This window comes from Puniceicoccus vermicola (genome assembly GCF_014230055.1).
GTDB classification, from domain to species: domain Bacteria; phylum Verrucomicrobiota; class Verrucomicrobiia; order Opitutales; family Puniceicoccaceae; genus Puniceicoccus; species Puniceicoccus vermicola.
Window position 1 is genome coordinate 82,296 of record NZ_JACHVA010000139.1, and the last position, 14,257, is coordinate 96,552.

A 14,257-nucleotide genomic window follows, 5' to 3' on the forward strand; every position below is an offset into this window, starting at 1 on the left:
TTTCACGCGGGGATCTCGGGGAGGGGCGAGAAAAACGTTTCCGGTTTTGGTTTCTTCTGTTTGGCTGCTGGCCAATGGACGAACCGCGCAGGGTCATTCTTCTCGGAGCAACTGGGAGTATTGGGGAGAGTACTCTCCGGATTCTTCGTGCGCACCCGGATAAGCTTCAGTTGGTCGGGGTGGCGGCTTCTTCGAGTGCGGCCGAGTTGGCGGCGATTGTTCGGGAGTTTGGGGTGCCGCATGCGGCGTTGACGAATGACGAGGCAGCCAATTCCGCGGTGCGGGACGGATTGTTCCCGCCCGAGTGTGAGCTGCATTGCGGCGAAGCGGGGCTTACGTCGATCGCCACGGTGCCGGAGGCTGATATGGTTTTGGTGGCAGTAGTGGGGACGGCCGCGTTGCAACCGACTTTGGCGGCGATTGAGGCTGGACGGGATATTGTTCTGGCGAGTAAGGAGATCCTTGTTCTGGGTGGTGCCTTTGTTATGGAGGCGGCTCGAAGAGCCGGGGTTCGTCTGCTGCCGGCTGACAGTGAGCATAATGCGATTTTTCAATGCCTGGAAGGTCATCCAGAGAGGCATCTCGACAAGCTGATTCTCACCGCCTCGGGCGGACGGTTCCGAGACCGTGATCCTGCCACTTTGGGCGAAGTGACTCCTGAGGAGGCGACTGATCATCCGAACTGGTCGATGGGGCCGAAAATTACTGTCGATTCTGCGACTATGGCCAACAAGGGCCTGGAGCTGATTGAGGCCCGTTGGCTCTTCGACCTCCCGGCGGATCGGCTCGAGGTGGTCCTGCACCGCCAGAGTATTGTCCACTCGTTTGTGCAATATGTGGACGGGTCGATTCTCGGTCAGTTGTGTCCTCCCTCGATGACCTTCGCCATTCAGCATTGCCTGCTCCATCCGGAACGGGCGCCGGGGGTGGATGAGACCCTCGATTTCTCCCAAGCGCTGACCCTCGATTTTGCGCCAGTTCCTGCCGGACGTTATCCTTGTCTCGACCTTGCCTACGAGGCCTTGCGTTCCGGTCCGGTGGCGATGGCCGTTTTCAACGCCGCCAACGAGGTCGCCGTTGCTGATTTTCTCGCCCGGAAAATCGGGTTTCTGGAGATTCCCAAAGTCATCCGCCGAGTCCTGGAACAATGTGGGGATCGTTTCGCCGATTCTCTGGGAGACCTGCTCGGCATTGACGGCGAGGCGCGGCGCTTGGCGCGGTAGTCGGTTTTCGGTGTGTCGGTGTGTCGGTGGACGGTATGTCAGTGGTCAGTGGTCGGTAAGCCAGAGGTCGGTGGACGGTAAGTCAGTGGTCGGTGAACGGTGGTCAGTGGTCAGTGGTCAGTGGACGGTGGTCGGTGAACGGTGGACGGTAAGTCGGTAGTCGGTGGACGGTAAGTCAGTAGTCGGTGAACGGTAAGTCGGTAGGTAGGGAAGGGGTTTGGCCCTTTCAGGGCTCTGGTATTTTGTGAGGCTGTTTTACCCAGGGCGATACCCTGGGCTCTGGGGTTTAGCACCTTTGGTGCGGGCGAGGCAGTGAGGTTTCGCATTGTTGGAGCGGCTTGAGATCAAGGTTTTGAGGATCTTCGGTGCTGCTGCGGGTTATGGGTTTGAGCACCTTGGTGCTGTCATGAGCCGGGGAAAAGGGCCGTTGGTGTCGCTTGGAGGCAATGTTTTGTGTGTCTGTGGCACTGCCTGGGCGCTCAGTGGTTTTTCCGCGCCGAAGGTGCATTGACTCGAGAGCCCAGGGCACCGCCATGGATGCGGGGAGCAAAGATTTTGAGGATCTTCGGTGCTGCTGCGGGTTATGGGTTTGAACACCTTGGAGGTGTCATGAGCCGGGGAAAAAGGGTCGTTGGTTTCGCTTGGAGCCCGTGTTTTGTGCATATTCGGCCCTGTCTGGGCGCACAGTGATTTCTCCGCGCCGAAGGTGCATTGATCCGAGAGCCCAGGGCACCGCCCTGGGATGTGGGGTGGGCCTGTGCCAGAGCCCTGAAAGGGCGTAACTTCTCTTATTGCTTGTTGCCGCGACTAGTTCCGGCGGCGGCGTGACGCGGCGAGGCTACAGGCGCCAAGGCCGAGGAGGAGTCCTGCTGTTGTCGGTTCAGGAATGGTCCCGGGAACGTCGACTGGGTCGCCGAACCCTACGATCCACTTGTCGATGTCATAGCTGGTACCGCCTTCGGTGTATTGGACGCTATTGACCAGCGGGCCACTGCCCAAACGGTCCGAGAAGGGAATACTGTATGATCCGTTGTTGGAGGCGTCGTAGATGATCTGTGCCCACTCATTGTAGAACGGGTTGTCAGGCTGAATTTCGTCGAAGGCCTTCATCGGGTCCAATTGCCACCATTGGTTACTTTCCATCGTGTCGAGGGCCGTTCCGTTGACTTCATTGGTGTTGCCGAAGAAGCCCATGAGAATCGCGGTCGTGATCTCTCCGATTGCGGTGCGGGTCAGCGTGAGGTTGTCGAGTTCGGCGGATGGGGGGAAAGCGTCGGTCAGATCGTTGTCAGGATTCTGCACGAATGCGGCCCAATCCTGCCATCCTTGGCCGTAAGTCACTTGGGAGGCGAGATCATCGGGAACGGCTGTCTGCCCGTAGATGATTTGGTTCATCTTTTCTTCGTCTGATCCGGAGATGGTAATCGAGGCATCCGTGTAGGTGGTCCCGGCAGAGGTGCTTCCACTGGCATTGTCTTTCACTTCGGTCGTGATGTTTCCGGTAAGAACGATGTCGCCGTCGGCGTTGACGGCCGAAGTCAGGTTGAAAGTGAAGTTGTAATTGGAGCCAGTTGTTGAGGTGGCTCCGTTGGTGTTGAAAGCATTGCTGTTCTTGATGTTGTTGCTCACTCCGCTCGTGTTAACACTGTCGACGTAAGTCTTGAAGCTGGGGAACGGGGCATTTTCGGTGTAAGTGGAGGGCCCGACGAAACGGCGAAGCTTGCCTCCCTCATAGACGGCACTGGAGGGGGAAAGTTGGTCGAGTTTCCGGGCGATTTGCGCAGTAGTTTGCGAAAATCCAGTGCTCTGGAGGGCGGTGTTGCCGCTATTGTAGGACGATGAGTAGCTGGAAATGCTCATCGGTGCGGTGAAGTAGTTGATATTGGTGAGATTGCCTTGGTCACCCGAGCCGCCGGTACGGGTGATCTCAAAATTCTGGTACGTGACATCGGATCCAGGTGATCCGGAGAAGAAAGAGGGGGAGGCGGTCAAGTCGGAGAACTTGCTGCCGTAGCTGACGAAAACCGCGACACTGCTCACCGAGTTGATGGTGAACTTGTTGCCGGTGACATCGGAGAGTCGGATTCCACTGGTTAAGTGGTTGGTGTTGCCTCCGGTGGTGCCAAAGGTGACCGCCGTGCCGCCGTTGTAGGTGACATCAAATGGGGTAGCTCCCCCGCCATTATCGAAGCTGATCCAGACGTCACTGGTATCGTAGTAGGTAGAGTTGTTCTCAAAGACCAAGTCGAGCGCCGCTTCGGCGGTGAACGCGGATAGGGTTAGAGCCGAGAGAGTTAAGATAGATTTCATGTGGCGTGGAGAATTTATCTGGATTGAGAAGAAGTCGTGAGTCACCGAACTTCAAAAAGCTAGTGCCTTCGTGGTTTGGACGCGCGATTGAATCACTTTATTCCAAAAAACCGAAAACTTTTGCGAAGGATCCGCGAAGGACCGCGATTTTGACAAAATTTAGTCTTTTCGACATGGGGCGGGCCAGTTCCCGCAGGCTCCAGGTATTTTGGACCATTGCTCCAAAAGGATAGTAGAATAAAAGCTGAAGTGAAAATGGGATCCATTCGCAAAAATATCGACAAAAAGAAATGGAGATGGTGCTTTTTCGTGGGCGAAAAAGTCATTTCTGGTATGATTTTTGAGAATGAAGCGTATTTAAATTGTGGTGCAAGTTGCTGGCATCCAACACTCTGGAGGAAACGATTTCGTTGCAAACGGCCAGTTGAAACCTCTTCGGAGCGAATCTCAAGGTCACTAGAGATTTCCAGCTTGCCAAAACCGATTCGGCTGACGATAGTCGGGCAATCTAATAAATTGCCTATGTCCTCAACGAAATTTCTCTCCTTCGTCGCCGGAGCCGCGGCTTTCCTATCTTTTAACCTGAACGCCGCTGAAACCGATCCCGTTGGAGCTATATCGCTGACTTTCAAAGCAAACTCAGATACCGCCTTCTCTGTCCCTCTTCATCGGTCCGCAGAGTTTTCTGGCGTCATCGCGGATGCAGGTGTTGATGGCTTTACGTTGAGTGCGGATGGAACTCCAGGGTGGTCGACAGGTCAGTTCGTTGATGCTCCCTATTATGTCCTTATGATGGATGGACCGATGGAAGGGATGTATTATACTGTCTTGGGTAATTCTACAGGAGAAGTAACGGTTGAAGATATCGGTGCGGGTGATCTTGCGGGCCAAGGAATTGCTGCTGGGCAAAAGTTTCAGGTTATCCCCTACTGGACACTGAATAGCTTGTTCCCTGACGGAGAGGGTATCCCGGCATCTAGTAATGTTGGGAGTCCTCAAGGGTTAGTTCTCTTTACGAATCAAAATTCCGCTGGCACGAATATTCCGCTTGGACTTAGTTATTTGTATCATGATGGTTCACAGGGCCCTGAAGGATGGTATCTTAATGGTAATATTGCGGAGGGTTTACAGAACGACGTGGCATTTACCCCCGATAGTTTTTATGTCGTCAGAAATCTTACTCCATCCGATGAACAATTCAATTTGGTAGGGGCAGTTCGGATGGCTGATCATAAGACTATTTTGTCGAGGATTCAAACTGGACTGAGGCAGGATAATTTCGTGGGATTTACTTTTCCAGTCCCGACGACTTTGGCGGAGTCGGGGCTTCAATCTTCCCCTGCTTTCGAAGCCTCTTCTGATGTTGGAAATCCAGCAGATGTTTTGTTAGTCTATAATAATTCTTCGGTTGGATTCAATAAGCCGCCCAGTCTCGGGTATTTATATCATGACGGAAGCCAAGGTCCCGCTGGCTGGTATATTCTTGGGGATATCGCAGCTGGTGTTCAAAATGATACCGAAGTGTTTATTCCTGGAAATGGTTACATTGTTAGAAAAAATGTTGGAGAGAGCGGATCTAACATTTGGTCGGCCGATCCTTCTTACGATTCAAACTAAGTTTTCGATTATATTTACCTGTTGGTAAGATCATTCACACATTTTCCACTCAAATTATGGACATGAATAAATTTAAGATATTTTTATTAGGATCTATCGTTTCTGCGGCCAGCTCGTTATCGGCGCAGATAACTGTTACTTTCGTTGCGACGGCTGGTAATGCAGGAGATCCTCTATACGAATCTGACGGGACTACCGAAATTGCGGACGGAACCTTGGGCTTAATCATTGTAGACACGGGCGACGATGGAGTGGCTCTGTCGGCTGGAAATCTAATAGATGAGTCATTTTTAGGTTCTTCTAACGATTGGCTTGTTGGTCGAATTTCTTCGTCTGATATTTTCGGAAGTTCTGTTGCCGGAACATCTGGAATTGAAGTAACAAGTTCTGACATTTCGCCGGAGCAAGATTTTTATATTGTTTGGCTTCCAGGTTTGGTATTCTCCTCTGACACTAGTATATCTGCCGGTCAGAAATATGGTTTATCGAGAAATTCGAATTGGGAGGTGCCGAATGATGGTGGTTCGACTGCTGGCATTGTTTCGAATAGTCCCGGAGGCTCAGCCAACCTAACCGTAGTTCCCGAGCCCGAAGCGTTCGCCTTCCTCGCCGGTCTCCTCGGTCTTGGCCTCGTCTTCGTTCGTCGCCGCCGGAGTTAACTTTTTTCTCCCTCCCAATAAAAGCGTCCGGGCCTTCGGGTTCGGGCGCTTTTTATTGGAAAGAGAGAGAAGTTGTCCGGTTCCCGGTTGGTCCGTTTTCGGTTGGGGTTTGCGAAGTTAGAGGTGGAGAGGTTGCGATTGGTCGGATTTGAGCCGACTGTGTTTTTGCCCCTGCTTTTTCTCTCTATTACTTGGTCCCACCTTTTGCCCACTGACTGGATTAGGCTTGTCGTTCTGGGGCAGGGATTTCATTGAGGTGGATACATGGCTCTTTTGACGTACCGGAATCTGACGGTTTCCTTTGGGGGACCCAAACTGCTCGACAACGCCTCGTTGATGATCGAGGAGAAGGAGCGTTTGTGCCTGGTGGGTCGAAACGGCGAGGGGAAGTCGACTTTGTTGCGGATTCTGGACGGAGTCGTTGCTCCCGATCATGGGGAGTTGGAGACGAAGCCGGGGATCTGCATTCGGAAGTTGGATCAGGAGATTCCGACGATCCCGGGTGAAACCGTTTTCGAAGTGGTGGCGGCAGGACTGGGCGAGGCGAGTCGCACGATTGCCGAGTATCACCGGGTGGCCCGGGACTACGCGTTGGATTCCTCGGACGAGGAGTTGGCCGACCGGCTCGATGAATTGCAAAACCAGCTCGACCACTCCGATGGATGGGAGATCGACCGGAAGGTGGAGACCGTGCTGGACCGGGTTGGGCTCGATGGCGATATGGCTTTTGAAGCCTTGTCGGGGGGCAACAAACGCCGGGCACTTCTGGCTCGCGCTTTGGTGGCCGAGCCGGATCTCCTGCTCCTGGACGAGCCGACCAATCACTTGGATATTCCGGGAATTCGCTGGCTGGAAGAGTTTTTTCGCAAGACCCCGATTGCCCTTTTGTTTGTCTCGCACGACCGGAGTTTTGTCCGCCGGATGGCCGACGGCATTCTCGACCTCGACCGGGGTCGTCTGTCCCGCTGGGACTGCAACTACGACACCTATCTGGAGCGGAAGAGCGAGTGGCTGGCCGGGGAAGCGAAGCGGAACGAGAATTTTGATAAGAAGCTATCGGAAGAGGAGGTTTGGATTCGAAAAGGAATCCGAGCCCGACGGACTCGCAATGAAGGTCGTGTTCGGGCTTTGCAGGAAATGCGTCAGAAGCGGGCGCAGCGTCGGGAGCAGAGTGGTGCGGCTCAGTTGGAGATGAACGACGCCCAGATGTCCGGTCGCAAAGTGATCGAGGCAAAGGGGATTGGATTTGATTGGGACGGCTCGCCGCTGATTCAGGATTTTACGACGACAATCTGGCGGGGCGATAAGATCGGAATATGCGGACTGAACGGCTCGGGAAAAACCACCTTGTTGCAATTGCTCCTCGGGAAACTGACTCCGCAGGAAGGGACCGTCACTCACGGAACTCGTTTGGAGGTGGCCTATTTCGACCAGCACCGCGCCCAGCTCGATCCCAATCTGTCGGTGGCGGAAAATGTCTTTCCGGGAGGGGATACGGTGACGATCAATGGGCGGAGCCGGCACATTCTTTCCTATTTGCAGGATTTTCTCTTCACCGCGGAAACCGCACGCGCTCCGATCCGCAAGCTATCGGGAGGGGAGCGGGCGCGCCTGTTGCTGGCACGCCTCTTCTTGCAACCAGCGAATCTCCTGGTCCTCGACGAGCCGACGAATGATCTGGATATCGAGACCGTAGAGCTCCTCGAGGAGCGTCTGCTCGAATTCGATGCGACCCTTTTGCTGGTCAGTCACGACCGGGCCTTTCTCGACAACGTCGTCACGAGCACGCTGGCCCTGGAAGGGGATGGGCAGGTGCGGGAATACGCCGCGGGAGCCGATCAGTGGGTGGCCGATTTTGAGCGACGCCAAGCTGCGTCAGCTGCGAAGTCCACTAAGCCTACCGTCAAAACGGAGGCGAAAATCCCACCGAAGGACACTTCGAAAGCCAAACCTCGCAAGCTCTTGAATAAAGAACGCGAGGCCCTAAAATCCCTTCCCGGCCAGATCGAAACGTTGGAGGCCGAACATTCGGAGCTCGCAGCAAGGATGTCGACGGCCGACTATTACCAAGACCCGAAAAATGATCCCGCCGCCGATTCCGAACGTTTGGCTAAGCTGGAAGAGGAGACTCTGGAGGCGTACGCGCGTTGGGAGGAATTATCGGAGCTTGAGGCAGGGGCTCGGTGAGTCGGTGAGTCGGTGAGTCGGTGAGTCGGTGAGTCGGTGAGTCAGTTGTCGGTGAGTCGGTTGTCAGTGAGGCATGCGCTGACGCGGGATCCGCGGTCCCGGGGGAGGTCTTTGCGGAGCGCGGAATTGATTCCGCCCCGTTGGAGAAGTTGCGTCGTTGAGAGGTGGAAACCTGATGGGGTCATGATCGGTGGTCTCGGTGATCGGTGAATCGAAATTGCTGAGGAGGGGGCATGCAGGGCGGATTGAAATCCGTGGGCCGGGGGAGGTCTTTGTGGAGCGCGGAATTTATTCCGCCCCGTTGAAACGAGCGCGAAGGAAATTTAGGAATCTCGTTATTCCCGATTGTAGGCACTGCTGAACTGCCAATCTTCAGCACGAGGAACTAGTCCGGCTTTTACGGGATTTTGTTCGATATAGTATCGGGTTTTGCGCAGATGTTCCTCGTCGCGAATCATCCGATCAAAATAGTCGGGAAACCAGAAAGTCCCTCGACGGTTGAGAAGCTTATTGGCTCCTCGGGCAGTCTTTCCTTTCAGGTTCTTGATCTGAAGGCCTAATGATGGTTCCGGGGCTGGTCGGAAAAGAAAATGAATGTGATTGGGCATGATGACCCAATTTCCGACATTTTCGAGGTCTTGGATGAGTGTCTGCGCCGCAAAGCGGGAAACTGTGGGTTCGAGGAAGAAACACTCTCCATGGCCACGATCTTCAAATCGAGCGATTCGTCGGACCAGTTGGCGCTTTCGCTCTTCAGAGTCTTCGGAAAATTCAGAGGTTTGTGCCAATTCCTCCTTCCATCTTTCAATGAGTTGGGTGGGAACCGCGTCGAATAGTCGAAGGGTGATGAATTGGGTAATGCCGGAGGAGTCGATGTGGGGAAGATATCCTCGGCTGTGTCGGCCCTTGTGTGGCATGGTGGTGATCTTTGAATTGATCTTTATTCGGCGCAAATTGTTTTTCCTTTTCAGTGGGGTTCGCTGTGGGATAGATCGGCGGAGAGGCACACGGGGCGGACTTTGCGGAGCGCGGAATTTATTCCGTCCCGTCGGAGTCGTTGCGTCGTTGAGCGGTGGAAATCTGGCGAGGTCGTGTGAGGAGGTCTGGCTGATCGGTAGTCGGTGGTCGGTGAATCGAAATTGCTGAGAGGCACACGGGGCGGACTGAAGTCCGCGGTCCGAATGGGGGCTTTGTGGAGCGCGGAATTTATTCCTCTCTTATCCTTTTCGGTGATTTGGCTCGGCTTTCTCTTTTTGAAAAGAGAGGGTTAGTTTCACTTCATGAAAACATTGCTTTCGGTTCCGCCTGCTTTATCCCGTGTCGCCTCTTCCCTGATCCCTGCAACGTTCGGGGATTGTTTTGTCACTCATGATCCTGAAGGGGCAAAGCTTGGGTCGGGCGGGGGGACGGCTCATCTTCTGCGGGAGGCCTGGCGTGCGGACGGCGAGTCTCAGTCGTTTGCGGAGTGGCTCCAGCGGGACGATCGGGTATTGGTTCATGCTGGGGGGCAGAGTCGGCGTTTGCCGGCTTATGCGGCCTTGGGCAAGGCTTTGTTGCCCGTGCCCGTCTTTCGGTGGTGTGCGGGGCAGCGGCTGGATCAGACTTTGGGGGAACTGCAATTGCCGCTGCTACAGAAGATTTTGGAAGCTGCGGGAGCGCAGTCCCATACCCTGATCGCGAGCGGGGACGTCCTGATATGGAACGATCGCCCGCTCCCGGAGATTCCCGATGCGGATGTGGTCTGCGTCGGGCTCTGGGACAGTCCGGAGACAGCGGCGGGTCACGGGGTGTTCTTTACCCCGCGGGCACACCCTGAGCAGTTTGACTTCATGCTGCAGAAGCCGGATCCCTCACGCGTGGCCGAATTGTCGAGCACCCATCTCTTCTTGCTCGATATCGGCATCTGGCTTTTGAGTGACCGGGCGGTTGAGGTCTTGATGCGGAAATCAGGATGGAATCCCCAAACAGGGGACGATGGCGAACTGTCGGAGTACGATCTCTATGGCGAGTTTGGTTTGGGGCTCGGAGAGAATCCGACGGTCGAAGATCCAGAGTTGGCCGAGCTCACTTGTGCGGTGCTCCCTTTGTCGGAGGCCGAGTTTCATCACTTCGGGACGAATCGCGATCTCATTGGCTCCTCCTTGGCCCTGCAAAATCGGGTAAACGATCAGCGGCGAATTTTCAGTCCATTGATCAAGCCGCATCCCTCGATTTTTATTCAGAATGCGGAGGTTGCCTGTTCGCTCGGTTCGGAGAATCAGGAGGTCTGGATCGAGAATTCTTCGATTCCTGATACTTGGAAGTTGAGCAAGCAGCACGTGATTACGGGAATCCCGGAGAATGACTGGATCGTCAAGCTTTCCGAAGGCACCTGTCTGGATGTGGTTCCGATCGGGGGCGAGTGTTTCGCGGTACGGGTGTACGGATTTCATGACCGCTTCCGCGGGGATCTGAATCTCGACTCAACGACCTGGATGGGGAAGCCGGCGGCGGACTGGTTTCGTCGGCGCCGGTTGCCCATTCCCGAGGGGGATGACCTGCAAAAGGTCCCTCTCTTTCCAGTGCTCCGTCGGGAAGAAATGAACGGCAAGTTTATGCGGTGGATTGTTGAGGAAGAGCCGCGGGAGGATCCGGGGTTTGCACGACTCTATCGCGACGCCGAAAAGCTATCGGCGGAGGAGTTGGCAAATCGCTGCGCCATGGAGCGAGTGGACCAGGATCGCAAACGCCGGCTCGTGGAGTCGTTGCCGGTTTTGGCCCGGCATGCGGGCCGCAGTGTTTTTTATCAAAGTGATCTCTATCGTGCCGCTGAGTTGGCTGCTCCTTCGGATGTGGTTTTTGACGAAGTTTCGCCCGCAGCGAGTGAAAACCTCTACGCATGCGTGCGTAGCCGGATGTTCCACTCCGCCCTGGAGCGGATGCGGGGTGGCGATGGTTCGGAGCAGGAGGCTGAGGCGTTTCGGGCGATGCGTAACGCGATTGTCGATCCCTATCGGCGGACCGCTCCTGTGCCGCGAAACTCGGTTCTCTCGGATCAGGTGATTTGGGCTCGCTCGCCTGTGCGGCTCGATCTCGCCGGAGGTTGGACGGATACCCCTCCGTATTGTTTTCTGAATGGAGGCCGAGTGGTAAATCTTTCGGTCGAGTTAAATGGTCAACCTCCTGTGCAAATTTTTGCACGAACCTCCGATCGCCCGGGAATTTCCCTGCGTTCGATCGATCTTGGTTCGGAGGTATCTCTTCGCAGCTATGAGGATATTGGAGCCTATGCCGAAATCGGCTCCGACTTTGCCATTCCGCGAGCCGCTCTGGCTCTCTGCGGGTTCCATCCGGATTTTCAATCCGGTACGGGATATCCCTCTCTGGATGCCCAATTGGAAGAGTTCGGCGGTGGATTAGAGATTACCCTCTTATGCGCGATCCCCAAAGGTTCTGGTTTGGGGACGAGTAGTGTTCTTTCTTCCGCGCTCTTGGCCTGCCTCTCGGAACTGGCGGGCTATGGATGGGATTCGGTAGCCATCGGCAACCGAGTGTTGGCGCTTGAGCAGATGCTGACTTCCGGCGGCGGATGGCAGGATCAATATGGGGGAGCGGTTCGCGGGTTGAAGATGTTGGAGACTGGCCCGGGGCTCGACCAGACTCCCGACATCCGCTGGTTGCCGGGACATCTTTTTACGGATCCGCAGTTCCAGGGGTGTCGCTTGTTGTATTACACAGGCGTAACCCGGGTGGCCCACAATGTCCTTTCCGAGATCGTTCGGGGAATGTTTCTCAATCGCCAGGAACATCTGCGATGCCTCGAGGATCTATCCGATCATGCCCTCCGAATGTATGAATGCTTGCAGAAGGGAGATTTCGAGCGCATGGGCCGTTTGGTTGACCGGACGTGGGAATTGAATCAGCGTTTGGATTCAGGGACCTGCACTCCGGTCATTCAAAAAATCCTGGAGCCGCTGAATGATTGGCTTTTGGGCAAAAAATTGCTCGGTGCAGGTGGGGGAGGCTATCTCCTCATGTTTGCTAAGGATGAAGCGGCGGCGTTGCGGATTCGCCGACACCTCCAGGAGAATCCCCCGAACGCAAGGGCGAGGTTTGTCGATTTCTCACTCTCGGAGACCGGGCTTCAGGTGACGAGGAGTTGATCGGTTGGCCGGTGAGTCGGTGAGTCGGTTGGTCGGTGAGTCGGTGAGTCGGTGAGTCGGTTGGTCGGTGAGTCGGTTGGTCGGTGATCGGCGGCCGGTGGTCGGTGAGTCGGTAGACTGTGATCGGTTGGTCGGCGTTTTCTAAGGGTGGGCGGGGACGGTCATAATTCTGCGGTCTAATGTTCCTTAGAAGTTGAAAGGCGGGCGCTGTGCCCGGAGAGTGCCTCATGGAAGCAAAAGTTGTGGAGTTCGACTTGGGGCGAGTAGAGGCGATTCTCGGAGCGGAAGACCGTGCCGGGGCTGAGGAATATTTACGGGAACTGCCGACTTCGGAACGGGCGCGGTTACTTTCCCGCATGGATGGAGATTCCCGTGAGCACTTGATTGGATTGCTGGATGCGGAATTTGCTGCCGATCTGATTCAAGGGCTGGGAGAAACCCAATCGATTGAGATTCTGGAGTCGGTCGACGCGGATCTGGCGGCGAAAGTCGTCGACCACGTTCCGAGTGATGAGCAGGCCGATCTACTCTCGGGCTGTGATGAGGAGGTCGCAGAGAAGATCTTGGCCGCCATGAGCCCCGAAGAGGCGGTCGACGCCCGGGAGTTGATGCGGTATGAGTGGGATACGGCCGGGGGCATGATGATCACCGAGTATCTCGCCTACCGTGAGACGGCTACGGTCCGCGAGGTGGCAGAGGATATGCGATCGAACCGGGATAAGTACGCCAATTTCGACATTCAGTATGTCTATGTGACTGGCGAAAATCAGCGCCTGCTCGGTGTTTTGCGTCTGCGGGATCTCGTCTTGGCTCGTCAGGATGACACGGTGGTTTCCCTGATGATCCAGAATCCGATCTCAGTGGAGGTCACGGCGGGACTGCACGATCTCTATCACTTTTTTATGGAGCACCATTTTCTCGGGCTTCCGGTCGTGGATTTGAACGGCGCGCTCATCGGAGTGTTGCAGCGTTCGGACGTCGAAGAGTCGATGAGTGAAGAGGCGACCGAAAATTATCTGAAGGTTTCTGGTCTGCAGGGGAATGAGGAGCTTCGCTCAATGCCTTTGATGACCCGCTCAAGGAGGCGTCTGTCTTGGCTCTCAATCAATATTGTTTTGAATGTCATCGCCGCGAGTGTGATTGCGGTGAATCAGGACGTGCTGGAGAAGGTCATCGCCTTGGCGGTCTTCCTCCCGATCATCTCCGATATGAGCGGTTGCTCGGGGAATCAGGCTGTCGGGGTCAGTGTCCGCGAGCTCACCTTGGGACTGGTGAAGCCGAAGGAAGTGCGACGGGTCTTTCTGAAAGAGCTGGGCGTAGGCCTGGTGAATGGTTTTGTCCTCGGGCTCCTAGTGGCCGTGGCCGGAACGATTTGGCAGAATGGATGGTTCGGCTTGGTTGTGGGGACAGCGCTTATGCTGAACACGATCGTTGCCGTCCTCATCGGAGGCTTGGTCCCGTTGATCTTGAAGGGATTCAAGATGGATCCGGCTCTAGCTTCGGGGCCTATTCTGACGACAATCACGGATATGTGCGGGTTCTTCTTTGTGCTGTTCTTTGCCGGAACACTGCTGGAGCGGTTGGTTTAGAAAAGTTGGGCACAGCTTCAGCCTTAGTGGCACTAGATTAAGCCGAGTTAGGAGGCTTGGTTGCAGACAAAAAGACTGGGTTGGAACCCCTCCACCCTCGACATCGTCGGGAGTCCCCCTCCCCTGCTTGCAGGGGAGGAGTCTGTATCAATTTATAGAATTCCCCTCCTACTCGTAGGAGGGGGGGACTAGCTTCAGCTGGTGGGGAGGTTCCGCAGTTCGGATTGGTCCTTAATCTAAAGCCATTCTGGCATGAGGCTAGCCCGGTTGAACGCGGATAGGGTCCCGAGTGTCCTGAAGCGGCATTTCTTGGGGGGTGTTTGGTCCTGCCATTGCGCGGTGGGTGCTGAAGCGACCCACCCACAGTGGGGCATGGCTTCAGCCTTGCCCGGTTGGACGCGGAGAGGGTCCCGAGTGTCCTGAAGCGGCATTTCGTGGGGGGTGTTTGGTCCTGCCATTGCGCGGTGGGTGCTGAAGCGACCCACCCACAGTGGGGCATGGCTTAAGCCTTGCCCAGTTGGACGCGGATA

Annotated in this window: 10 protein-coding genes; 6 read left to right on the top strand and 4 right to left on the bottom strand. The window is 55.3% G+C overall.

What is annotated here, in order from left to right:
- The first annotated feature begins 74 nt into the window (after positions 1 to 74).
- Positions 75 to 1,223 carry a 1-deoxy-D-xylulose-5-phosphate reductoisomerase gene (gene dxr, locus H5P30_RS20730; RefSeq protein ID WP_185694825.1) on the top strand — a complete coding sequence of 383 codons (1,149 nt, stop codon included), beginning with the start codon at positions 75 to 77 and terminating at the stop codon, positions 1,221 to 1,223.
- A gap of 807 nt (positions 1,224 to 2,030) precedes the next feature.
- Here the strand turns inward: dxr and H5P30_RS20735 are convergent.
- Positions 2,031 to 3,533 carry a PEP-CTERM sorting domain-containing protein gene (locus H5P30_RS20735; protein ID WP_185694826.1) on the bottom strand — a complete coding sequence of 501 codons (1,503 nt, stop codon included), beginning with the start codon at positions 3,531 to 3,533 and terminating at the stop codon, positions 2,031 to 2,033.
- A gap of 255 nt (positions 3,534 to 3,788) precedes the next feature.
- Between H5P30_RS20735 and H5P30_RS20740 the strand changes: the two genes are divergently transcribed.
- The 3 genes from H5P30_RS20740 to H5P30_RS20750 all read left to right on the top strand — a co-directional run bounded on the left by H5P30_RS20740 (position 3,789) and on the right by H5P30_RS20750 (position 7,996).
- Positions 3,789 to 5,150, top strand: coding sequence for a TIGR02597 family protein (locus tag H5P30_RS20740; protein WP_185694827.1), 1,362 nt, complete (start codon positions 3,789 to 3,791; stop codon positions 5,148 to 5,150).
- 62 nt (positions 5,151 to 5,212) lie between these two features.
- Complete coding sequence (locus tag H5P30_RS20745; protein ID WP_185694828.1) at positions 5,213 to 5,809, top strand: hypothetical protein; 597 nt, start codon at positions 5,213 to 5,215, stop codon at positions 5,807 to 5,809.
- A gap of 264 nt (positions 5,810 to 6,073) precedes the next feature.
- Entirely contained in the window at positions 6,074 to 7,996 is a 1,923-nt protein-coding gene (locus H5P30_RS20750) for an ATP-binding cassette domain-containing protein (protein WP_185694829.1), read from the top strand.
- A gap of 41 nt (positions 7,997 to 8,037) precedes the next feature.
- Here the strand turns inward: H5P30_RS20750 and H5P30_RS20755 are convergent, their stop codons facing one another.
- Both H5P30_RS20755 and H5P30_RS20760 read right to left on the bottom strand, forming a co-directional pair.
- On the bottom strand, positions 8,038 to 8,181 hold the full coding sequence (locus H5P30_RS20755; RefSeq protein WP_185694830.1) for a hypothetical protein: 144 nt from the start codon (positions 8,179 to 8,181) through the stop codon (positions 8,038 to 8,040).
- A gap of 150 nt (positions 8,182 to 8,331) precedes the next feature.
- A complete protein-coding gene (locus tag H5P30_RS20760; protein WP_185694831.1) occupies positions 8,332 to 8,949 on the bottom strand; it encodes a transposase in 618 nt (205 codons plus the stop codon).
- A 327-nt stretch (positions 8,950 to 9,276) separates the two neighbouring features.
- Here H5P30_RS20760 and H5P30_RS20765 point away from each other — a divergent pair, with 327 nt between their 5' ends.
- Positions 9,277 to 12,138, top strand: coding sequence for a bifunctional fucokinase/fucose-1-phosphate guanylyltransferase (locus tag H5P30_RS20765; RefSeq protein ID WP_185694832.1), 2,862 nt, complete (start codon positions 9,277 to 9,279; stop codon positions 12,136 to 12,138).
- 227 nt (positions 12,139 to 12,365) lie between these two features.
- The gene (gene mgtE / locus H5P30_RS20770) at positions 12,366 to 13,727 is read left to right on the top strand and encodes a magnesium transporter (RefSeq protein ID WP_185694833.1); all 1,362 of its coding nucleotides are present in this window, start codon (positions 12,366 to 12,368) and stop codon (positions 13,725 to 13,727) included.
- A 236-nt stretch (positions 13,728 to 13,963) separates the two neighbouring features.
- Here the strand turns inward: mgtE and H5P30_RS21935 are convergent.
- Positions 13,964 to 14,257 (bottom strand): hypothetical protein (locus H5P30_RS21935; protein WP_221774427.1); only part of this gene is annotated, 294 nt, incomplete at its 5' end.